Annotated in this window: 17 protein-coding genes; 8 read left to right on the forward strand and 9 right to left on the reverse strand. The window is 71.3% G+C overall.

Annotation, left to right across the window (positions count from 1 at the left end):
• The first annotated feature begins 137 nt into the window (after positions 1–137).
• The gene (purU, locus tag ABT147_RS02100) at positions 138–1019 is read left to right on the forward strand and encodes a formyltetrahydrofolate deformylase (protein ID WP_351401724.1); all 882 of its coding nucleotides are present in this window, start codon (positions 138–140) and stop codon (positions 1017–1019) included.
• Positions 1020–1112: 93 nt separating this feature from the next.
• Here the strand turns inward: purU and ABT147_RS02105 are convergent, their stop codons facing one another.
• The gene (locus ABT147_RS02105; RefSeq protein WP_351401726.1) at positions 1113–1949 is read right to left on the reverse strand and encodes a methylenetetrahydrofolate reductase; all 837 of its coding nucleotides are present in this window, start codon (positions 1947–1949) and stop codon (positions 1113–1115) included.
• A gap of 3 nt (positions 1950–1952) precedes the next feature.
• Complete coding sequence (gene betA / locus ABT147_RS02110; RefSeq protein ID WP_351401729.1) at positions 1953–3626, reverse strand: choline dehydrogenase; 1674 nt, start codon at positions 3624–3626, stop codon at positions 1953–1955.
• Between the two features lie 200 nt (positions 3627–3826).
• Here betA and ABT147_RS02115 point away from each other — a divergent pair, with 200 nt between their 5' ends.
• Positions 3827–4573: an IclR family transcriptional regulator gene (locus ABT147_RS02115; protein WP_351401957.1), complete on the forward strand. Its 747-nt coding sequence runs from the start codon at positions 3827–3829 to the stop codon at positions 4571–4573.
• A gap of 9 nt (positions 4574–4582) precedes the next feature.
• Here ABT147_RS02115 and ABT147_RS02120 read toward each other — a convergent pair whose 3' ends face one another.
• The 6 genes from ABT147_RS02120 to ABT147_RS02145 form a co-directional block, all read right to left on the reverse strand.
• Positions 4583–5713, reverse strand: coding sequence for an aromatic ring-hydroxylating oxygenase subunit alpha (locus tag ABT147_RS02120; protein ID WP_351401731.1), 1131 nt, complete (start codon positions 5711–5713; stop codon positions 4583–4585).
• Between the two features lie 128 nt (positions 5714–5841).
• Positions 5842–7002, reverse strand: a complete 1161-nt coding sequence (locus ABT147_RS02125; RefSeq protein WP_351401733.1) for an NAD(P)/FAD-dependent oxidoreductase — start codon at positions 7000–7002, stop codon at positions 5842–5844.
• The gene (locus tag ABT147_RS02130) at positions 6999–7361 is read right to left on the reverse strand and encodes a bifunctional 3-phenylpropionate/cinnamic acid dioxygenase ferredoxin subunit (protein ID WP_351401735.1); all 363 of its coding nucleotides are present in this window, start codon (positions 7359–7361) and stop codon (positions 6999–7001) included. The genes ABT147_RS02125 and ABT147_RS02130 overlap by 4 nt, the downstream gene beginning before the upstream one ends.
• 197 nt (positions 7362–7558) lie before the next feature.
• Positions 7559–8188 carry an MBL fold metallo-hydrolase gene (locus ABT147_RS02135; RefSeq protein WP_351401737.1) on the reverse strand — a complete coding sequence of 210 codons (630 nt, stop codon included), beginning with the start codon at positions 8186–8188 and terminating at the stop codon, positions 7559–7561.
• Positions 8188–9273, reverse strand: a complete 1086-nt coding sequence (locus ABT147_RS02140) for an S-(hydroxymethyl)mycothiol dehydrogenase (protein WP_351401739.1) — start codon at positions 9271–9273, stop codon at positions 8188–8190. Before ABT147_RS02140 ends, ABT147_RS02135 begins: the two co-directional genes overlap by 1 nt.
• A 135-nt stretch (positions 9274–9408) precedes the next feature.
• Positions 9409–11811, reverse strand: coding sequence for a SpoIIE family protein phosphatase (locus ABT147_RS02145; RefSeq protein ID WP_351401741.1), 2403 nt, complete (start codon positions 11809–11811; stop codon positions 9409–9411).
• 328 nt (positions 11812–12139) lie between these two features.
• Between ABT147_RS02145 and ABT147_RS02150 the strand changes: the two genes are divergently transcribed.
• The 4 genes from ABT147_RS02150 (at position 12140) to ABT147_RS02165 (ending at position 18778) form a co-directional block, all read left to right on the forward strand.
• Entirely contained in the window at positions 12140–13069 is a 930-nt protein-coding gene (locus ABT147_RS02150; protein ID WP_351401742.1) for a PfkB family carbohydrate kinase, read from the forward strand.
• Positions 13070–13210: 141 nt separating this feature from the next.
• Positions 13211–15562 (forward strand): glycosyl hydrolase family 95 catalytic domain-containing protein, encoded by a 2352-nt coding sequence (locus tag ABT147_RS02155; RefSeq protein WP_351401744.1) that lies wholly within the window; start codon positions 13211–13213, stop codon positions 15560–15562.
• Positions 15563–15756: 194 nt separating this feature from the next.
• Positions 15757–17448, forward strand: a complete 1692-nt coding sequence (locus ABT147_RS02160; RefSeq protein ID WP_351401746.1) for a glycosyl hydrolase family 28-related protein — start codon at positions 15757–15759, stop codon at positions 17446–17448.
• 49 nt (positions 17449–17497) lie between these two features.
• The gene (locus tag ABT147_RS02165) at positions 17498–18778 is read left to right on the forward strand and encodes an alginate lyase family protein (protein WP_351401749.1); all 1281 of its coding nucleotides are present in this window, start codon (positions 17498–17500) and stop codon (positions 18776–18778) included.
• Here ABT147_RS02165 and ABT147_RS02170 read toward each other — a convergent pair whose 3' ends face one another.
• Positions 18779–19093, reverse strand: coding sequence for a hypothetical protein (locus ABT147_RS02170; protein ID WP_351401751.1), 315 nt, complete (start codon positions 19091–19093; stop codon positions 18779–18781). It abuts the gene before it with no gap.
• A gap of 246 nt (positions 19094–19339) precedes the next feature.
• On the opposite strand from ABT147_RS02170, the gene ABT147_RS02175 reads away from it, so the two are divergent.
• Together ABT147_RS02175 and ABT147_RS02180 are read left to right on the forward strand one after the other, a co-directional pair.
• Positions 19340–19984, forward strand: coding sequence for a class I SAM-dependent DNA methyltransferase (locus tag ABT147_RS02175; protein WP_351401959.1), 645 nt, complete (start codon positions 19340–19342; stop codon positions 19982–19984).
• A gap of 227 nt (positions 19985–20211) precedes the next feature.
• A complete protein-coding gene (locus tag ABT147_RS02180) occupies positions 20212–21858 on the forward strand; it encodes a SpoIIE family protein phosphatase (RefSeq protein ID WP_502983017.1) in 1647 nt (548 codons plus the stop codon).
• Positions 21859–21893: the final 35 nt, after the last annotated feature.

A 21893-nucleotide genomic window follows, 5' to 3' on the forward strand; every position in this document is an offset into this window, starting at 1 on the left:
TGTACGTCAAGGGGTTGGCTGATGACGATTTCACCATGGGAGCACTTCCCCGACCACTCTTGACCGCGGGCGGCACCGAGCCGACCATGTTGCGTATCGCTCACCTTGTTGTGCAATACGCACCGACGGAGGCCGCCGTGTCTGTTAGGTTCCCTCGACCGCAACCTGGCCGTGAGTTCGTCCTCACCCTCTCCTGTCCCGACAGCGCCGGACTGGTCCACGCGGTGAGCGGCTTCCTGGTCAGGAACTCCGGCAACATCCTGGAGAGCCAGCAATTCGATGATCGTCTCCAGGGCCGTTTCTTCATGAGGGTCCACTTCGACGTCTCCGACCCGGACGCGAACATGAAAACTCTGCGTTACCGATTCGGTCCCGTGGCCGAGGCGTACCGCATCTCCTGGACCCTGAGCGAGGCGTCGACCCCGACCCGGACGCTCATCATGGTCTCCCGGTTCGGCCACTGCCTGAACGACCTGCTCTTCCGTCAGCGCACCGGCGCCCTCAACATCGAGATCCCCGCCATCGTCTCCAACCACCGGGACTTCGAGGGGCTGGCGGAGACCTACGGCATCCCCTTCCACCACATCCCCGTCACCAGGGACACCAAGGACGCGGCGGAGGCGCGTCTGCTGGAGCTGGTCCGCGACCTGGACATCGACCTGGTGGTGCTGGCCCGGTACATGCAGATCCTCTCCGACGACCTGTGCAAGCAGTTCGAGGGCCGTGCCATCAACATCCACCACTCCTTCCTCCCCAGCTTCAAGGGCGCGAAGCCGTACGACCAGGCCTACGACCGCGGGGTGAAGCTCGTCGGCGCCACCGCGCACTATGTGACACCGGACCTGGACGAGGGCCAGATCATCGAACAGGACGTGGTCCGGGTCGACCACTCCCTCGACCCCGGCGACCTGGTCACCGTGGGCCGCGACGTCGAGGCCCAGGTCCTCGCCCACGCGGTGAAGTGGCACAGCGAAAGCCGCGTCATGGTGGACGGCAACCGCACGGTGGTCTTCCGCTGAGCGGCAGGTGAGGACGGGGCGGGACCGGATTCCGGTCCCGCCCCGCGTTCGTATACGTCCCTCGCACTTTCGAGGGGCCGGCACGTCCAGGCCTCAGCCCCCGAGCCGCTCCAGCACGGCAAGGCGCCACGCCTCCGTCTCGGCGACCTGGTTGAAGGTGAACAGGTGCAGCCCCGCCACCCCCGAGGAGGGCGCGGCAAGCACCCCCTCGGCCCGCGCCAACAGCCGCTCCGGCGTATACCCCCCGGGCGCCGCGAACCGCAGGAACCACGACGGGTGCCTCGTCAGGAACCGCGTCGACTCCCCCACACCGATCTTCGTCGCCATGGCCAGCAGCTTCGCCCGATGCACCGGCCCGGCGACACCGACGTACACGGGCAGACCGATCCCCCGGCCCCGTATCCGGCCGATCCACTCCCCCAGCACCCGCGGATCGAAGCACAGGTTGCTCACGACATACGTGGCGTGCTCCCGCTTGTCCCACATCGCCTGGACGGTGACATCGTCATGGATGAGCGGATGGCTCTCGGGATATCCGGTGACCCCGACATGCGCGAAGGGCCCGCCCAGCTCGCTGAGCCCGCGGAGCACCGGCAGCGCACCCTCGTACTCCCCGGCCGGCGGATCGGCGTCGCCCGCCGGCACGAAGACGTCGTCCACGCCCGCCGCGCGGAGCCGGTCGACGACGTCCTTCAGGTGCGCGTCGTCCCGCAGCAGCCGCGCGGGCACATGCGGGACGACGCGGTAGCCGTGCGCCGCGAGCCGGGTGGTCAGGTGGAGGGTCGGTTCCAGGCCCTTGACCGGCGACGCCGTCACGGTGACCACGACGTCGCGCGGAACATGGGCGAGGACCTTGTCCTCGGTCGCCTTCGCGGGCAGCACCTCGTAGCGGACACCGCTCAGCAGCGCCCGGAGCCCTGCGGCGCTCAACCCCTACCCCGCCTGCCGGGCGTCGCGGTGGCGGTAGTACGCGGCCTTGGACGGCGCGAGCGGCTCCTTGCCGAGGATCAGGTCGGCGGCCTTCTCGGCGATCATCATCACCGGGGCGTAGATGTTGCCGTTGGTGACGTACGGCATCACCGACGCGTCCACCACACGCAGCCCCTCGACGCCGTGCACCCGCATGCTGTCCGGGTCGACGACGGCCATCTCGTCGGTGGAGGGGCCCATCTTGCAGGTGCAGGACGGGTGCAGGGCGGTCTCGCCCTCCTTCGCGACCCAGGCGAGGATCTCCTCGTCCGACTCCACCTTCGGACCGGGCGAGACCTCCCCGTCGTTGTAGGGGGCCATCGCGGGCTGGTTGAGGAGCTTGCGGGCCACGCGGATCGCCTCGACCCATTCGCGGCGGTCCTGCTCGGTGGACAGGTAGTTGAACCGCAGCGCCGGGTGCTCGCGCGGGTCCTTGCTCTTGATCTTCACCGAGCCGATGGCGTCGGAGTACATCGGACCCACATGCACCTGGTAGCCGTGGCCGCCCGCCGGGGAGGAGCCGTCGTAGCGGACGGCGATCGGCAGGAAGTGGAACATCAGGTTGGGGTACTCGACGTCCTCGTTGCTGCGGGCGAACCCGCCTGCCTCGAAGTGGTTGGTGGCGGCCGGGCCCTTGCGGAAGAGCCACTGCAGTCCGATGAAGGGGGCGCGCCACTTCGCCATGTACGGCTGCATGGAGACGGGCTGCTTGCAGGCGTACTGGACGTAGACCTCCAGGTGGTCCTGCATGTTCTCGCCGACGCCCGGGAGGTCGTGGACGACGTCGATACCGAGGGCGCTCAGTTCCTCGGCGTTGCCGACGCCGGAGAGTTGCAGCAGCTGCGGGGAGTTGATGGCGCCGCCGCTGAGGATGACCTCCCTGGCGCGGACCTGCTGGGGGGCGCCCTTGCCGCGCCGGTACTCGACGCCGACCGCCTTCTTGCCCTCGAAGAGGACGCGGGTGACGAGGGCGCGGGTCCGCACGGTGAGGTTGGGGCGCTTGGTGGCGGGCTTGAGGTACGCCTTCGAGGCCGAGAGCCGGCGTCCGCGGTGGACGTTGCGGTCGAACTTGGCGAAACCTTCCTGCCGGTAGCCGTTGACATCGTCCGTGGGCGCGTAGCCCGCCTCCTCGGTGGCCTTGAGGAAGGCGCCGAAGAGCGGGTTGGTCGCGGGGCCGCGTTCGAGGACGAGGGGGCCGTCGTGGCCGCGGAACTCGTCGTCCGGGTCGGCCGCGAGACAGTTCTCCATGCGGCGGAAGTACGGCAGACAGTGCGCGTAGTCCCACTTCTCCATACCGGCGTCGGCCGCCCAGCGTTCGTAGTCCATGGGGTTGCCGCGCTGGAAGATCATGCCGTTGATGCTGCTGGAGCCGCCGAGCACCTTGCCGCGGGCGTGGTAGACGCGTCTGCCGCCCATATGGGGTTCGGGTTCGGACTCGTACTTCCAGTCGTAGAACCGGCTGCCGATCGGATAGGTCAGCGCCGCGGGCATGTGGATGAAGACGTCCCACGGGTAGTCGGACCGGCCGGCCTCCAGCACCAGCACCCGGTTCGCCGGGTCCGCGGAGAGTCTGTTCGCCAATGCACAGCCGGCTGATCCGCCGCCGACGATGACGAAGTCGTATTGCAAGGGAGCCATGGTGCCTCGTCTCGCTCGCGCCGTAGATACGCGAGCATGCTAGTCGAGTATCGCTATACGCACTAGGTTGCGAACGACGCAACTTGCAAGGTCAATGTTTCGCCGTCGTTACTTGCAATGGTGTTGTTTACTGCGCGTATAGTTTCACTGTGAGCAACTACAGCAACGACACGGAAACCTCGAACTCGCAGGCCGGCGGAGTGCAGTCCGTGGACCGCGCCATCAGTGTTCTGGAGATCCTGGCCAAGCGGGGCGAGGCGGGCGTCAGCGAAGTGGCCGCGGAAATCGATGTACACAAGTCCACCGCCTTTCGCCTTCTCGGCGCCCTCGAGGCGCGCGGCCTGGTGGAGCAGGCGGGCGAGCGGGGCAAGTACCGCCTCGGGTTCGGCATCGTGCGTCTGGCCGGTGCGGTGACGGGCCGTATCGACATCACCCAGCAGGGCCGCCCGGTCTGCGAGAGCCTGGCCGAGGAGATCGGCGAGACCGTCAACATCGCGGTGCTGCAGGAGCACTACGCGGTCAACCTCTACCAGGTGCGCGGTCCCGGAGCGGTCACCGCGCACAACTGGGTCGGCCAGCTCACCCCGTTGCACGCGACGTCGAGCGGCAAGGTCCTGCTGGCCTATCTGCCCGCCAAGCAGCGCGCCGCACTGCTCGCCGAGGCCGGCCTCAAGAAGGTCACACCGCACACCATCACCTCGAAGACGAAGCTGGAGAAGCACCTCGTCGAGGTACGGGAGGCCGGTTACGCCTGGACCCAGGAGGAGCTTGAGATCGGCCTGCACGCCATGGCCGCGCCGGTGCTCGACCGGGAGGGCGAGGTCATCGCGGCGCTCACCGCCTCCGGCCCCTCGTACCGGTTCACCGAGGAGCGGATGCGCGAGCTGGCCCCCGTCCTGATCAAGGGCGCCGAGGAGATCAGCCACCGCATGGGCTACCTGGGCTGATCCGCCCGGCTACCGGGAGCCACCGCCCAGGCGCTCGGTCACCCAGTCGTGGAAGGCGCCTATGTGGTGCTCGCTGGGCACCAGTACACCGCCCTTGGCATACAGCCGTGAGTGCATTCCGGGTTGTGTCCGCTCGCACGCCTCGAAGTCCTGCCGGTTGACCCGGTCGAAGAGTTCCACGGACCGGCTGACGTCCTTGCCGCTCTCGACGACGTGCGGGAGGTAGAGCCAGTCGCACTCGACGATCGTGCGGTCGACGGCCACCGGGTACATCCGGTGGAAGATCACATGGTCGGGGACGAGGTTGATGAAGACCTGCGGACGGACGGTGATCGCGTAGTAGCGGCGGTCCTGCTCCTCGGAGACGCCGGGGATGCGGTCGAGGCCCTCGGAGCCGTCGATGGTGAAGCCCTGGACCTCCGCACCGAACTCGGCGCCGTGGCCCACGTAGTACTGGGCGGCGTAGCCGTCGGCGAACTCGGGGAGCACCTCGGTGAGTTCGGGGTGGATGGTGGCGCAGTGGTAGCACTCCATGAAGTTCTCGATGATGAGTTTCCAGTTCGCCTTGACGTCGTAGACGATCCGTTTGCCGACCGCGAGGTCCTCGATGCCGTAGTGCTCGATGGACTCGACGTCGCCGAGGCGGCCGACGACATCGGCGATGACGTCCTCCTCGAAGGAGGGCGGGTTCTCCGCCAGACAGACCCAGACATAGCCGAGCCATTCACGGACGGCCACGCTCACCAGGCCGTATTCGGTGCGGCCGACGTCGGGCATCTTGGTGAGGTTGGGCGCCGCGACGAGTTTGCCGTCCAGGCCGTAGGTCCAGGCGTGGTACGGGCATTGGAAGGCGCGCTTGACCTCGCCGCTCTCCTCGGTGCAGAGCTTGGCGCCGCGGTGCCGGCAGACGTTGAAGTGGGCGCGGATCGAGTGGTCCCGGGCGCGGGTGACGAGGATGCTCTCGCGGCCCACGTCGACGGTGCGGAAGGCGCCGGGCTTCGCCAGGTCGGAGGAGCGGGCGACGCAGAACCACATGGTCTCGAATATGTGCTCCTGCTCCTGGGCGAAGATCCCCGGATCCGTGTAGGAGGAGCCGGGGAGGGTGGCGATCAGGCTGTCCGGCAGGCTGGTCGAGGTCACGGGTGCACTCCTCGGGGACGTCGTGGATCGGGCGGTCACGCGCCGGGAAGAGCGACTCCGGACGGCGTTGGGTGTGGAGCGACGCTGCGCGCCAGGGGAAAGCGCAGCGTGGGAGAGCCCGCGCGGTGTCAGGCCGCGGCGGCGAGCTGCTTGCGCCAGCGGGTGAACAGCCGGGGCTGGTTCATCCCGAGCACGGCGACCGGGAGACCGGCACGCCGGTAGACCGCCAGGACGTTGCGGTCGTCGGGTGCGCCTTCCTCGACCGTCACGCTGTCGGCGCCGGCCGCGTGGCCGGCGAACTGGATCTTCACGCCGTACTGGTCCGACCAGAAGTACGGCGGCCGGGGCACACCCGGCTCCACCGCGCCGCCGGCCAGCAGGGTGGCGACGGCCGCCGCCGGGCGTTCCTGTGCGCCGGTCCAGTGTTCGACGCGACGGTGGTGGCCCGCGCGGGGGTCGTACCAGGAGGCGCAGTCGCCGACCGCGACCACACCGGCCAGGCTGGTGCGGCCGTCGGCGCCGCACTTCACGCCGTTGTCGAGGGTGACGCCGGAGCCTTCCAGCCACTCGACGCACGGGAGGGCGCCCACGCCCACGACGACGATGTCGGCGGGGATGCCGCGGCCGTCCTCCAGCAGGACGGACTCGACCTTGCGCTCGCCGCTCAGGCCCTTGACGCCGACGCCGCACAACAGCCGTACGCCGTGGTCCAGATGCAGGGCGGAGACGATGCTCCCCATTTCCCGGCCGAGCGGACCGGCGAGCGGGGTCGGTGCCGCTTCGACGACCGTGACCTCCAGCCCGAGGGCGTACGCGGTGGAGGCGACCTCGGCGCCGACGAAGCCGCCGCCGATCACGACCAGCCGTCCGCCCCCGGCCAGTTCGTCCCGCAGGGCGCGGGCGTCGTCCAGGGTGCGCAGGACATGGACTCCGGCCAGGCCGTCGGAGCCGGGCAGCCGGCGTGCGGCGGCGCCGGTCGCGATGACCAGGCCGTCGGCCCGGATCTCCCTGCCGTCGGCGAGCCGGACCGCGCGCGTGGTGCGGTCCAGGCCGGTGGCGCGGGCGCCGAGCAGCCACTCCGCCCCCAGGTCCTCGCCGTCCGTCTCCAGGGCGAGGTCGGCCTCACCGAGGTCGCCGGCCAGGAACTCCTTGGACAGCGGGGGCCTGTCGTACGGGCGGTGGGTCTCGTCGCCGATGACGACCAGCCGCCCGTCGTAGCCCTGCTTCCGCAGCGAGCGCGCCGCCGACAGACCGGCCAGCGAGGCACCCACCACGGCCACGGTCCTCACGCGGGGCCTCCGGCGAGCCGGGCCGCCACGCAGGGCGGCAGGTTGGGGGCGTCCGTGGACACCTGGACGTAGATCATGCCGTCCTCGACGAGGACCTCGTGGGTCCGCACCGGGAGCTTGGCGGGCGGGGCGTCGACGGCACCGGTCCTCAGGTCGAACTTCGAAGCATGCAGCGGGCATTCCACCTCGCAGCCCTCCAGCCAGCCGTCGGCGAGCGAGGCGTCCTGGTGGGTGCAGGTGTCGTCGATGGCGAACACCTCGCCGTCATCGGTGTGGAACACCGAGACCGGAGGATCGACGTCGAGCCGGAAGGCCTCGCCTCGCGGGAGATCCGCGAGACGGCACGCGGGAATCATCATGACACCTCGGGTGCGTATAGCGAAACGGATTGCGGTAAGCGCAACAACAGTCTGGGGCTCGCCCAGAATCCTTGTCAAGGCGTCGAAGGGCCCGCTTCGGACGGGGCACCGGGCGGTCGTCAAGGCAGCCCGAAACGCCCGTACCACCTGCGGAAACAGGGGGTACGGGCGCCGTGCGGAGGTCGTTGTGCGGGTGGTCAGAAGCCCCGGTCGATCCACTCCTGGAGGTGCGGGGCCTCGGCGGCGACGGTGGTCGTGTCCCCGTGGCCGGTGTGGACGACGGTGTCGCCGGGCAGGGTCAGCAGCCGGTCGCGGATGGAGTCGACGATCGTCGGGAAGTGGCTGTAGGACCGTCCAGTCGCCCCCGGCCCGCCGGCGAACAGAGTGTCACCGCTGAACAGCGCCGTCAGGCCCGGCGCGTGGAGACAGACCGCCCCGGGAGCGTGGCCGGGGGTGTGCAGCACGGTCAGGTCGACACCCGCCACGGTGAGGACCTGGCCGTCGGCGAGTTCGCCGTCGGGCGCCCGGTCGGGATGGGTCTGCTTCCACAGCGGCAGGTCGTCCGGGTGCAGCCAGATCGGCGCCCCCGTGCGCTCGGCGAGCGCCGGGGCGGCGTCGATGTGGTCGTTGTGGGCGTGGGTGCACACGATGGCCCGCAGGGTGCGGTCGCCCACGGCCTCGGCGATGGCGTCGGCGTCGTGGGCGGCGTCGATGACGATCACCTCGTGGTCGTCGCCGACGATCCAGACGTTGTTGTCGACGTCCCAGGTGCCGCCGTCCAGCGAGAACGTGCCCGAGGTGACGAGGTGTTCGATGCGGGCGGCCATCAGAGGACCACCACCGAGCGCAGGACGTCGCCCCGGTGCATCCGCTCGAAGGCCTTCTCCACGTCGTCCAGGGCGATGGTCTCCGTGACGAAGGCGTCCAGGTCCAGCCGGCCCTGGAGGTACAGGTCGATGAGCATCGGGAAGTCGCGGGAGGGCAGGCAGTCGCCGTACCAGGAGGACTTCAGGGCGCCGCCGCGGCCGAAGACGTCGAGGAGGGGGAGTTCGAGCTTCATCTCCGGGGTGGGGACGCCGACGAGGACGACCGTGCCGGCCAGGTCGCGGGCGTAGAAGGCCTGCTTGTACGTCTCGGGGCGGCCGACCGCCTCGATGACGACGTCGGCGCCGAAGCCGCCGGTCAGCTCGCGGATCGCCTCGACCGCGTCGGTGTCCCTGGAGTTGACCGTGTGGGTCGCGCCCAGCTTCCTGGCGGTGTCCAGCTTGGCGTCGTCGATGTCCACCGCGATGATCCTCGCCGCGCCCGCCAGGTTCGACCCGACGACCGCCGCCGCGCCGACACCGCCGCAGCCGATGACCGCCACGCTGTCGCCGCGTCCGACATTGCCGGTGTTGATGGCCGCGCCGATGCCGGCCATCACCCCGCAGCCCAGCAGACCTGCGGCGGCCGCCGAGGCGGCCCGGTCGACCTTCGTGCACTGGCCCGCCGCCACCAGGGTCTTCTCCGCGAAGGCGCCGATGCCCAGCGCGGGCGAGAGTTCGGTGCCGTCGAGCAGGGTCATCTTCTGCTTCGCGTTGTGGGTGCTGAAGCAGTACCAGGGGCGTCCGCGCAGACAGGCCCGGCACTGTCCGCACACCGCGCGCCAGTTGAGGATCACGAAGTCACCGGGGGCGACGTCGGTGACCCCCTCCCCGACCGACTCCACGACGCCCGCGGCCTCATGGCCGAGCAGGAAGGGGAACTCGTCGTTGATGCCGCCCTCGCGGTAGTGCAGGTCGGTGTGGCAGACCCCGCAGGCCTCGATCTTCACCAGGGCCTCGCCCGGGCCGGGGTCGGGCACGATGATCGTTTCCAGGCTGACAGGGGCGCCCTTGCCCCGCGCGACGACAGCACGGACCTGGTGAGCCATGGCCACTCCTCGACTGATGTGAGACCCGAGTCTGATGTTGCTCATTGCGGCACGCATCTCAAGCAACGCAACACAGCATCGTGGAGCGCCGACCGGGGGTCAAGGAGTCCCACGGTCATCGGCGCCGCCGCGGATCTACGCGTTCCGCTCCTCGTCGGGGAGCGCCTGCTCGGCCCAGATGGTCTTGCCGGTGCGGGTGTGGCGGCTGCCCCAGCGCTGGGTGAGCTGGGCGACGAGCAGGAGGCCCCGGCCGCCCTCGTCGAAGGCGCGGGCCCGGCGCATGTGCGGAGCGGTACTGCTGGAGTCCGAGACTTCGCAGATCAGCGTGGTCTCACGGATCAGACGCAGCTGAATGGGGGACCCGCCGTACCGGATGGCGTTGGTGACCAGCTCGCTGACGACCAGCTCGGTGACGAAGGAGACCTCCTCCAGCCGCCAGGCGGCGAGCTGGTCGCAGGCCAGCTTGCGGGCGTGGCCGACGAACGCGGGGTCGGCGGGCACGTCCCAGGTGGCGACCCGGTCGGCGTCCAGCGCCCGGGTCCGGGCCAGGAGCAGGGCGACGTCGTCGACGGGCCGGTCCGTCAGCAGGCTCCGCAGGACTCCGTCGCAGGTCTCCTCCAGGGGGCGGCCGGTGCCGCACAGCGCCTGGCGCAGCCGCGCGAGTCCGTCGTCCAGGTCGCGGTCGGCCGCCTGGACCAGACCGTCGGTGTAGAAGGCGAACACGCTGTTCTCGGGGACGTCGAACTCGGCGGTCTCGAAGGGCAGACCGCCCACGCCGAGCGGCGGCCCGATGGGCAGGTCGAGGAATTCGGCGTCGCCGTCGGGGGAGATCAGGGCCGGTGGCGGGTGGCCGGCTCGCGCCATGGAGCAGCGGCGCGAGACCGGGTCGTAGACGGCGTACAGACAGGTGGCCCCGATCTCGCCGGGGCTCTCCGCGTCCTCGGCCTCGTCCGCCGTCCGCTCGGAGTCCAGGCGCAGGACGATGTCGTCGAGCTGGGTGAGCAGCTCGTCCGGGGCCAGGTCCACGTCGGCGAGGGTGCGGACGGCGGTGCGGAGCCGGCCCATGGTGGCGGACGCCTGCACACCGTGGCCGACGACATCGCCCACGACCAGTCCCACCCGGGCCCCGGACAGGGGGATGACGTCGAACCAGTCGCCGCCGATCCCGGCGCGGGTGCTGGCCGGCTGGTAGCGGGAGGCGACCTCGACGGCGGCCTGCCGGGGCGCGCGGTGGGGCAGGAGGCTGCGTTGCAGTTCGAGGGCGATGGCGCGTTCGCGGGTGTAGCGGCGGGCGTTGTCGACGCAGACGGCGGCGCGGGCGGCGAGTTCCTCGGCCAGCAGCAGATCGTCCTCGCCGAAGGGCTCGGCGGTGCGGTGGCGGGAGAGGATCGACAGGCCGAGGGTGATGCCCCGGGCGCGCAGCGGCACGGCCATCATCGAGTGGATGCCATGGACCTCGATGCTGCGGGCACGCTCCTGGGAGCCCGCGGCCCACAGCCGGCCGATGACGTCGTCGACCGCGTAGAGCAGGGCGCTGCCGGTGGTCAGCGCGCGGCCCGGCGGCGACCCCTCGACGTAGGTGTGTCTGCTCCCGACCGGGATCACGGCCTCCGGGCAGCCCTCCAGCACGGACCGCTGCGCGGAGCGGCGGAAGACGAGGGGGTCGGCACCGGGCGAGTGCGCGGCCTCCTCACCGGCCTCCTCACCGGCCAGTACGGAGTCCAGCAGGTCCACGACGACGAAGTCGGCCAGATGGTCCGTGCACACCTCGGCGAGTTCCTCGGCGGTGCGCGTCACGTCCAGGGTGGAGCCGATCCGGTCGCCGGACTCGTTGAGCATGCTCAGCCGCCGGCGGGCGAGGAACTGCTCGGTGCTGTCGATCGCCGCCAGGCACATGCCCCGGACCTCGCCGGTGGCGTCCTTCAACGGGCTGAGGGAGACCAGCCACGCGTGCTCACCGCTCTCGCCCGGCGCGCGCAGCCAGGCCTCGTACGGCATCGGCTCGCCCGTGCGCAGGACGCGCCGCACCGCGTCGTCGAGTCCCTCGAAGCCCGGGAGCCGTCGCCGTCCGTCGGCCGACTCCCCCACCCGGCGGCCGAGCAGGTCCTTCTGCGGCCTGCCCATCACCCCTTCCATCGCGGAGTTCGCGGACACCGCGAGTCCGTCCTGGTCGAAGAGCGCGATCGGCACGGGGAGCTGGTCCAGGGCCCAGCGCCGCAGCCGCACGGCGGGCTCCGGCACCGTGGCCGTCAGAAACCACTGGCTCTCCCCCGCCGCGTCCACGAGCGGATGGGCCTCCAGCTCCAGTTCCACACCGTGACCGTCCCGGTGCCGCGCGTGCACGGGGCCGCGCCAGTCGCCCGGCTCGGCCAGACGGCTCCGGGCGGAGGCGGGGAGGGCGTCGGCCAGCAGGTCGGCCGCCCGCCGGCCGATCACCTCCCCGGGGCCGTATCCCAGCACCCGTCGGGCGCCCGCACTCCACGCGACGATCAGCCCCCTGGCGTCGACCGCGGCCGAGGCGACACCGTGCTCGCCCATCGTTCCTTCTCTCCGTACGACCGGAGCCGTCGTCCATGGGCTCACAGATCGACGGCAAGCACTGCTCTCAGGGTTCATTGTGCTCCGGACACGCCACGCATGGCGTACGACCACCCGAACACCCGAGCCCCTATACCCTGCCACGTCACCGCCTCACCGGCGCCCGGTTTCACAAGCGGCTGTGCGGCGATCGCGGCGGGAATGCCGGGATCACCCGCGCCGAACGGCAGCGGTACCGCCCCGGTGGACGTACCGTCCGCCCTGTGGGAGTTGAGGCCGTGGAGCGCGTCGCCGGGCCGGCCGGGCGGCGGGAGAGTACGGGGACAGCGTGGCGGAGTCGGGGCACGGGCGGGCGGTGGCGGGGCGGGGGCGGCCTCGGGGGCTGTTCGTCGGGCTGTGCACCTTGGATGTCGTTCAACTCGTCGACCATGTGCCGGGCGCGAACGAGAAACTGACGGCCCGTGAGCAGGTCGTGGCCGCGGGCGGCCCGGCGGCGGGCGCGGCCGTCGCCTTCGCCCACCTGGGCGGTGCGGCCACGCTGCTCACCGCGATCGGCCGCCATCCGCTGGGCGTCGCCGTCGCGGCGGACCTGGAGCGGCTGGGGGTGACCGTGGTGGACCTGGCGGCCGAATCGGTCGAGCCGCCCGCCGTGTCGTCCGTCCTGGTGACCGCGTCCAGCGGGGACCGTGCCGTCGCCTCGACCAATGCGGCGGGGCACCGGCTCGCACCGCCCGACGGTCTCGACGCGCTCGTGGCGGCCTGCGACATCGTCGAATTCGACGGCCACCACATGGAGTTGGCCGTGGCCGCCGCCCGCGCCGCGCGTGCCGCCGGCCGCCGGACCGTCCTGGACGGGGGCAGTTGGAAGCCCGGCACGGAGAGGCTGCTGCCGTCGGTCGACGTGGCCGTCTGCTCCGCCGACTTCCACCCGCCGGGCACGATCGCGCAGACGGGCACACCGGCGGACACCCTGCGGTTCCTGCGGGATCAGGGGGTCGCCTGGTCGGCGGTCAGCCGGGGCGGGCGGCCCCTCGTGTGGGCGGGCCCGGACGGTGGGGGCACGGTGGACGTGCCGGCCGTACGGGTGGCGGACACGCTGGGCGCGGGTGATGTGCTGCACGGGGCGCTCACCCAACAGCTCGCGGTTCAGGGCGACTTGACGTCACGGGGCTTCGTCGGGGCCCTGCGCGGAGCGGCGGCGGTGGCCTCACGGGCGTGCGCCTCGTTCGGAACGCGGGCGTGGATGCGGGAAGAGTGAGCCGACGCGCCCGCTATACATCGGAGCTATCCGTTCCCGTCATCACCTCATTGCCGCCTCATTGACGCATGCTCGCCCCTGTCCCTATGTTTCATCGCGGTATAGCTCCGATGATTCGCGTGAGCCTGTTTTGGAGGCACCATGACCTCTCACTCCGCGCCCGATCCGTCCAGACGTACCGTTCTCGCCACCGGATCCGCCCTCGGTGGTGTCCTGCTGACCTCGGGTCTGCCCGCGCAGACCGCGACCGCCGACCAGCGGGAGACCGGGGCCGCCGCGACCGCCGCCGACCCCTGGCGCACCGTCCTCGACGACGCCGACCTGGTGTGGCGGCGGATACCGACGACCTGGTACGAGGGCCCGTTCCTCGGCAACGGCTTCCTCGGCTCCGGGATCTACGCCGAGCCGGGTGGCGCGCCGGGCGCCGCGCCGACGGCGGTGCGCTTCAACGTCCAGCACTCCGAAGTGCGGGACCACCGGCCGGAGTTCGGCTCGCTGTTCGGTCTGGCCCGGCTGCCGATCGGCCACTTCACACTGGAGCCGGTGGGCGCGATCACCGGCGTGGACTGGCGACTGTCCCTGCGGGACGCCGAGTTGACCGGCACGCTCACCACGGACAGGGGCACGCTGTCGCTGCGGGCTCTCGTCCACAACGACCGTTCGGTCCTCGCCGTGGAGGTGACGCCGAGCGAGGGCGAGCACGACTTCCGCTGGGCGTTCCACCCGGCGGACGCGATCAGCCCACGGGCCGCGTTCAAGCCGCTGCCGGACGGCTACCGGGGCAACCCGCCCGCCGAGGTCGCCGACCACGACGGTGTGACGGCCGCCGTACAGCCGCTGCTGGCGGGCGGGCAGCACGTCACCGCGTGGCGGGAGCGGACCCGGGGCCGGACGCGGACGCTGTACGTCCATGTCGCCCACTCGTACCCCCGGACCACGGCCCTGGGCCGCGCCCTCGCGGCGGTCCGCGCCGCCGGCCGACTGCCCTACTCCGCCCTGGCCGCACCCCATCGCGCGTGGTGGCACGCCTACTACCGCAAGAGCTTCCTGTCCGTCCCGGACGCCCGTATCCAGCGCTTCTACTGGATTCAGCTCTACAAGACCGCCTCCGCCGCCCGCCGCGACGCCCCGGTGATGGCGACCTGCGGCCCCTGGCTGGAACCCACGCCGTGGCCGAACACCTGGTGGAACCTGAACGCGCAGCTGGAGTACTGGCTCGTCCACGGCTCCAACCACCTCGAACTCGACGCGATCACACGGGCGTTGAGCGAGTACCGGGACAACCTCGCCAAGGAGGTGCCGGCCCCGTACCGCGCCGACTCGCTCGGTATCCCCCGCACCACCGATCCGAGCCTCGTCAACGGCGCGGCCAGCGCCCTGATGGGCTACGGCGTCGGCATCCCCGGCCAGGACCCGCCGACGCCCGAGGTCGGCAATCTGACCTGGGCGTTGCACAACGTCTGGCTCAGCTACCGGCACACCATGGACAAGTCGATCCTCCGGGACGTCCTGTTCCCGCTGCTGCGCGGGGCGGTCAACTACTACCTGCACTTCCTGGAGCCCGGCCCGGACGGCAGACTGCATCTGCCCGCCACCTTCTCCCCCGAGTACGGCGGCAACTCACGCGACTGCAACTACGACCTGATGCTCCTGACCTGGGGCTGTCGCACCCTCCTCGAATCCGCGGAACTCCTGGGCGTCGACGACCCGTTGGCCCCTCGGTGGCGGGAGGTGCTGAGGAAGCGGGCGCCGTACCCGACGGACGCGAACGGGTTCATGATCGGCGCGGACATCCCCTTCGCGAAGTCCCATCGCCACTACTCCCATCTGCTCGCGGTCTACCCGCTGTACGAGCTGACCGGTGACTCCGCCGAGGAACGCGCCCTCATCGAGAGGTCGCTGGCGCACTGGGTGGGCTTCGAGGGCGCCCTCCAGGGCTACACCTTCACCGGCGCCGCCTCGATCTCCGCGCTGCTCGGCGAGGGCGAGGACGCGTTGCGGTATCTCGGCGAGCTGATGACCCGGTTCATCAAGCCCAACACCATGTACCAGGAGTCGGGGCCGGTCATCGAGACCCCTCTGTCCGCCGCGCAGTCACTGCACGACATGGTGTGCCAGTCGTGGGGCGGCGTCATCCGGGTGTTCCCCGCCCTGCCCGCCGCCTGGGCCGACCTGGCGGTGCACGACTTCCGCACCCAGGGCGCCTTCCTGCTCGGCGCGCGCCGTCAAGGGGGCACCACCCGCTGGGTGCGGCTGGCCAGCGAGGCGGGCGCCCCCTGCGTCGTACGGCACGGGATCGCGGGACCGGTCGACGTCCGGGACGGGCGGGGCCGCCCGCTGCGGTACTCCCCCGCCGGTGACGGCGCGATCCGGATCCCCCTGCGCAAGGGCGAGTCGGCACTGATCACCGCCAGGGGCGACCGGCCCGACCTGACTGTCAGGCCCGTACGCCCGAACGAGGACGCTCCCCGCTGGGGGCTGCCAGGCAACTGATCTACGCGGAGGGAGGGGCCTCCTCGCCGGTTCACTCATCTGATCCGGCGAGGAGGCCCCTCCCTTTAAAGGTCCACACCAATAAAGGCTGCACTAGCCCTTTCACCCTTCGGTGTGCCGTGGCATGCTCACCGCTCAGCGCACATCTGAACGTCGTTCACATCCATGAAAGAGCATGGGAAGGGCGAACGGGCATGAGAGACGCACACGAGGCCGCCATCGGCCAGCTGAATGTCATGAGCATGACTAGACGCTCCCTGCTGGGGAGCGCCATCGCCGTAGCGGCCGGTTCCGGTGTCGCGGCGGCGGCCGGCCCGGGAACCCGGCCGGCCGGCACCCCGCGCCTGTGGCGGGAGTTCACACGCACCCCCTTCACCCACCCGCAGATCCCGTACATCGGACGGGCGGGCTGCCACGGCGGGGCGGTCCGCCTCCCCCGCCGCCCCACGGTCGCCGACGTCCGTGACTTCGGCGCCGTGGCGGACGGCGCGACCGACTCCGCCCCCGCGATCAACCGTGCCATCGCCGCCGCCGGAAGGGCCGGCGGTGGCACGGTCACCATCCCGCCGGGCACGTTCCGGATCGACGACGTGATCCGCGTGGACCGGTCGAACGTGATCCTCAAGGGCGCCGGCAGCGGCCGTACGACGCTGTACGCGACGAAGAACCTCACCGAACTGATCGGGGTGTACGGCTCCCGCTACGGCGGCGACAAGTCGGGCTGGTCCTGGGCGGGCGGCCTGATCTGGCTGGCGCCCCGGGCCCGTTGGACCTCCCTCGTCGCCGCGATCAGGGCGAAGGCCTGGCCCTTCGAGGGCTGGACGGGCAACCGGCGCGACGAGTGGCGCCCGCTCACGGGGGTCGCCCCGGCCCGGCGGGGCTCCTGGACGGTCACGGTGACGGACCCGTCGTCGCTGCGCCCCGGCGCGCTGGTCCTCCTCCGACTGGCCGACGACACGGACCACACCCTGCTTGAGCACATGTGCGGCGGCGGCCCGGGCCCGGAGGCCTACTCCTGGGTCGACAAGACGAAACTGACGTCGTACGTCCCCTACGAATGGCCCGTGCGGATCGCCCGGGTGCGCGGCCGAAAGGTCACCCTCGAACGTCCCCTCCCGCTCGACGTACGCCCGGAGTGGAACCCACAACTCACCACACATGTAACGGAGTTGACGGGTTCGGGTGTGGAGGGCCTCACCCTTGAGGCGGCGGAGACCCCGCAGCAGCCGCATCTGCTGGACAAGGGGCACAACGGGGTCGTTCTGCAGTGCGCGTACGACTGCTGGGTGGACGACGTGACCGTCCGCCACGTCGACAACGGCTTCGGTCTCGTGTCCGCCTCCGCTTGCACCCTACGACGGACACGTGTCACCGGCCGCGGTTCCCACCATCCCTACTTCTGCCGCGAGGGCTCGCACGACAACCTCGTCGAGGACTTCACGATCGAGGAGCGCACCGGCCCCACGCCCGCGAACACCCAGCTGCACGGCATCAACGTCGAGGGGCTGTCCTCGTACAACGTCTGGTCCCGCGGCGACATGCGGATGGGCACGTTCGACAGCCATCGCGGCCTGCCCTTCGCCAATGTGCGCACCGACATCACCCTGAACAACAACGGCCGCCACGGCGGTGACGCGAGCGCGGGTCCGCTGTTCGGGGCCCGCTTCACCCACTGGAACATCCGCGTCACCAACGCCCGCGCGGGACTGGTCAGGATCGACGGCCTGGCGCCGTACTCGGCGACCGTCGGCATCGACGAGGTCAGGGAGTTCGGGCAGATCGACGTCCCCGACTTCACGGGCGATCTGCATACGCGTCTGGAGCTGTACGGCAGCCCGCACGCGGTACGGCCGCGGAATCTGCACACGGCGCAGCGCGACCTGTAGCGCACGGAGCACCACCCCGTACGTTCACCCACCTGAACGGAGTGGATCCATGAGCGCACTGTCACGCCTGGGCGTCCTCCTGGTGGCTCTCGCCGCGTTCGCCGCCGGCGCCGTCCCCACGGCCTCCGCGCGGACACCGGCGACGCCTGTCATGACCGAGGTCCCGCGCACCGCCGTACTGGACGGCACCCGCCTCCAGCAGACCAGGCTCCGCCTCGATCGCGGTGACCCTCGACTGAGGCGAGCCGTAAGGGCGTTGACGACCCGCGCCGACCGATGGCTGAGCCAGGGCCCCTGGACGGTCGTCGACAAGCCACGCCCCGCGCCCGGCGGCGATGTCCACGACTACCTCAGCCAGGCCCCGTACTGGTGGCCCACCGAGCCCCCGACCGCCGACAACCCCTGGGGCTGCCCGTATGTGCGGCGCGACGGCGAGCGCAACCCCGAGGTCGACTCCGGCACCGACCGGCAGGACGTGGAGAAGACCTTCGACGCCGCCTACGACCTCTCGCTCGCCTGGTACTACACCGGCCGGAAGCGGTACGCCGAGAAGGCCGGGCAGGTCCTGCGCACCTGGTTCCTCGACCCGGCGACGAGGATGAACCCGAACCTGGACCACGCGCAGTTCATCCCCTGCCGGTACGACGGCCGTGCCATCGGCATCATCGACTTCTCGCAGTCCTTCACGAGCGTCCTCGACGCCCTCGCCCTGCTCGACACCGGCGCTCCGGGCTGGACGAGGGCGGACGGCGCCGGTATGGCGCGGTGGAACAGCGACTTCCTCGGCCGGCTCAGGAACAGCGACTTCGGCAAGGAGGAGGCCGCCGCGACCAACAACCACGGCACCTTCTACGACATGCAGCTCGCCGCCCTCGCCTACGCGACCGGCGACAGGGACCTGGCTCGGCGCACGGTCCTGAACGTCCGGAGCACCCGTGTCGCGCGGCAGATCGCGGCCGCCGGCAGCCAGCCGCAGGAGCTGACGCGGACCAGGAGCTGGCACTACTCGACCTTCGCCCTGGTCGCCCACACCCGGCTCGCGGCCATCGGCCGGCACGTCGGCGTGAACCTGTGGGCGTACCGGGGGCCGGACGGGCAGAGCCTGTTCAAGGCGGTGGACTATCTGCTGCCCGCCGCGACGGCCACCGCCGCGTGGCCGCACCCGGAGCTGGGGTTCCTCCGGTACGCGGCGACCGATGTCGTCCACGCCGCCGCCGACGCCGGTGACGCGCGGGCGCGGCGGGCGGTCCCGTCGCTGGAGGCGCCGCCGGGCGGCGACCTGTGGGTGCTGCGTCCGGCGGCGGAACAACTGGACTCCCTCGCGGGCTGATCAGCGGCTCGCGTCGCGCGGCGGCCGCCGGACCGTGGACAGGTCGAGCAGTCCGCAGGCCGTGATCGCGCCCGCCGACGCGTCCTTGATGTCATGGGGCTGCTGGGGCGCGCGGTAGTCCCACACCGGGAAGTCCGTCACGCTCGGCGCGACGGTGCGGATCTTCTCGACGGCGTAGTCGGCGGCCTCGCGGAGGGTGCGCAGATCGGGGGCCGGTGTCCGGTCGTCGGCCGCGCCCGTCGCCGGCGTCGGGGACGCACCCACGATCGCGGCCCCGGCAGCCGTGGTCAGCACAGCGCGTCGGGAAGCACTCATGTCCACGCCTCCAACTGAGCAGCAGGAGAAAGGAGTTGACCGAGCGTGACACAGCGACTCGACGGTGCACACCCACGTGATCCATGTTCATGAATGTGAACGACGCTCGGGGGGGGGCCGGGTGTCCGGCCGGTCGGGATCCGCACTCCGGCACCCGCCCAAGTCTGTATAACTGTGAAAAAATTACGCACAGGACAGAAGGAGAAACCTGTGAGTGAGCGTGCCGACGAGTTCGGCTACGGAAGCATGGGGTTCGACCGCACCGGCCAGGCGGAGGCCTTCGACGCCATCGGCCACCGCTACGACCAGGCGTTCCCGCACAAGGAAGGGCAGGTCGCGGCCGCCGAGTGGCTCATCAAGTCCCTGCCGCCCGCGTCCCGGGTACTGGACCTGGGCTGCGGCACCGGCATCCCCACCGCCCGCCAGTTCGCGGAGGCGGGCCTGGGGGTCGTCGGTGTCGATCTGTCGGGTGCGATGGTCGCGCTCGCGCGGGAGCATGTGCCCACCGGGGTGTTCCACCAGGCGGACATCGCGGATCTGCGGCCCGGAGGCCCCCGGGACCTCGGCCGCTTCGACGCGGTGACGGCCTTCTTCTCCCTGCTCATGCTGCCGCGCGCCGAGATTCCCCTCGCGCTGCGGACCATCCACCGGGTGCTGCGGCCGGGCGGCCTGTTCGCGCTGTCGATGGTGGAGGCCGATGTGGACGACTTCTCGATCCCGTTCATCGGCACGACCATCCGGGTGTCCGGCTATCTGAGGGAGGAACTGCGTGAGGTCGTCGAGGCGGCGGGCTTCGACATCGTCGAGGAGTCCTCGTACTCGTACGCTCCGGCGACCGCGGACGTCCCGCCCGAGGTGCAGATCTTCCTGCGCTGCGGGCGGCGCGCCTGACGTCCCTTGATCCGCCCGCCCCGGCGCGGGCCCGCACGGCGGGAAGGACACGCGTGACGAAGCACCCCGGAGCCGGCAAAGGCACCGGCGGGCACGCTCCCGGCGTCCACAGGACGGCCGCGGACACTCCCGCCGGGCCGCCGTGGGGTGCCCGGCCCGGGGCCGCCGGGCCGCAGACCGACAGGCTCCGCTACCTCGACGCGGCGACCCGGCAGATCGCCCACGGCATGAACCTCGACGAGACGCTGCGCGAACTGTGCCGGGCCGCCGTCCCGGCGTTCGCCGATGTCGCGCTCGTCCATCTGTACGCCCCGCTGCCGGTCGCCGACGATCCCGCCGACTCCTCGGGCGTCCACGTCCTGCGCCTGCACAGCGCGGACCGCGCACCACCCCCTGGGGCCCTCGGTTCCGGGCCGGCCCCGTCGGACGCCGACCCCGTCCAGGCGGCGCAGGTCGTGCACCTGGCCGCCACCGGTCCGCTCGCCCGGCTGCTGCGGGCCGGGCGGCCGGTGTTCGGGGACCTGCCGGGCATCCGTTCCGTTGTGGCCGAACTGCTGGGCGTCGCGAACACTCCCGGCGCGCTGCCGCCCGGGCGACGGCTGATCCTCGCTCCGCTGCACGGCCGCCGCCACGCCATCGGCAGCATCGTCCTCGTGCGCGGCCCCGGCCGGGCGGACTTCACCGGCGACGACCTGCTCGTCGCCTCCCAGCTCGCCACCCACACCGCTGTCGGGATCCACAAGGCGGTGCTGTACGCGCGCGAGGCGTCCGCCGCGGACACCCTCCAGCGCACGATGCTCCCGCCCTCGCTGCCGGAGCCGGCCGGAGTGCTGCTGGCCAGCCGCTATCTGCCGTCCTCGCGGACCGCGCAGGTGGGCGGCGACTGGTACGACGCGATCCCGCTGCCCGGCAACCGTGTCGCGCTGGTCATCGGCGACGTGATGGGCCACTCCCTGACCTCGGCCGCGATCATGGGCCAGCTGCGCACCGTCGTACAGACCCTGGCCGGGCTCGACCTGCCGCCGGACGAGGTCCTGCACCATCTCGACGAGCAGGCGGAGCGGCTGGGCAGCGAGCACACGGCGACCTGTCTGTACGCCATGTACGACCCCGTGCTGCACCGGCTGCTGGTGTCCAACGCCGGCCATCTGCCGCCGGTGCTCCTGCACCCCGACGGCCGTACGGAGGTGCTGCCGGTCCCGCCCGGGGCGCCGATCGGTGTGGGCGGCGGCGGATTCGAGTCCACCGAGTTGCACGCCCCGCCCGGAGCGACCCTGCTGCTGTACACCGACGGCCTGGTCGAGTCCCGCGACTCGGACGTACTGACCGGCGTGGACCGGCTGCGCGCCCGGCTGCGGGAAGCCGCCTCCGGGCTCGGGCCCCCGACGCTGGAGGAGCTGTGCGACGCGTCGCTCGGCACGCTGGGCGCGGGGGTCCGGGACGACGACATCGCGCTGCTCGCCGCCCGGCTGGAGGGCATCCCGCCGGAGACCGTCGCCTACTGGTACATGGCTCCCCGTCCGCAGACCGCGCGACAGGCCCGTCGGCTGACCCGCAGGACACTGCGCGACTGGGGGCTCGACTCCCTGGTGGAGTCCGCCGAACTCATGGTCAGCGAGATCGTCGCGAACGCCGTACGTTTCGCCTCCCGGCCGATCACCCTGCGGCTGCTGCGCACGGACGTGCTGCGCTGCGAGGTGGGCGACGACTCCCCACTGGTGCCGAGGATGCGGCACGCCCGGCCGCATGACGAGGGCGGCCGGGGGCTCTTCCTGGTGGACCAGCTGGCCCAGCGCTGGGGCGCGACCCGGGTGAGCACGGGCAAGCTGGTCTGGTTCGAGCAGTCACTGCCCGGCGACCAGGAACCCGACTGACCGGTCCGGCCGCCGCACTCCGCCCGGCTCAGCCG

Origin of the sequence: Streptomyces sp. NPDC001868 (assembly GCF_040297125.1) — a bacterium.
Classification (GTDB): domain Bacteria; phylum Actinomycetota; class Actinomycetes; order Streptomycetales; family Streptomycetaceae; genus Streptomyces.

What these genes read in the sequence shown, in the direction of transcription:
- betA (WP_351401729.1), bottom strand. Translation starts at nt 3,626, where the DNA reads ATGGCTCCCTTGCAATACGACTTCGTCATCGTCGGCGGCGGATCAGCC.
- ABT147_RS02130 (WP_351401735.1), bottom strand. Translation starts at nt 7,361, where the DNA reads ATGATGATTCCCGCGTGCCGTCTCGCGGATCTCCCGCGAGGCGAGGCC.
- ABT147_RS02135 (WP_351401737.1), bottom strand. Translation starts at nt 8,188, where the DNA reads ATGGCCGCCCGCATCGAACACCTCGTCACCTCGGGCACGTTCTCGCTG.
- ABT147_RS02140 (WP_351401739.1), bottom strand. Translation starts at nt 9,273, where the DNA reads ATGGCTCACCAGGTCCGTGCTGTCGTCGCGCGGGGCAAGGGCGCCCCT.
- ABT147_RS02145 (WP_351401741.1), bottom strand. Translation starts at nt 11,811, where the DNA reads ATGGGCGAGCACGGTGTCGCCTCGGCCGCGGTCGACGCCAGGGGGCTG.
- ABT147_RS02155 (WP_351401744.1), top strand. Translation starts at nt 13,211, where the DNA reads ATGACCTCTCACTCCGCGCCCGATCCGTCCAGACGTACCGTTCTCGCC.
- ABT147_RS02160 (WP_351401746.1), top strand. Translation starts at nt 15,757, where the DNA reads ATGAGAGACGCACACGAGGCCGCCATCGGCCAGCTGAATGTCATGAGC.
- ABT147_RS02165 (WP_351401749.1), top strand. Translation starts at nt 17,498, where the DNA reads ATGAGCGCACTGTCACGCCTGGGCGTCCTCCTGGTGGCTCTCGCCGCG.
- ABT147_RS02170 (WP_351401751.1), bottom strand. Translation starts at nt 19,093, where the DNA reads ATGAGTGCTTCCCGACGCGCTGTGCTGACCACGGCTGCCGGGGCCGCG.
- ABT147_RS02175 (WP_351401959.1), top strand. Translation starts at nt 19,340, where the DNA reads ATGGGGTTCGACCGCACCGGCCAGGCGGAGGCCTTCGACGCCATCGGC.
- ABT147_RS02180 (WP_502983017.1), top strand. Translation starts at nt 20,212, where the DNA reads ATGAACCTCGACGAGACGCTGCGCGAACTGTGCCGGGCCGCCGTCCCG.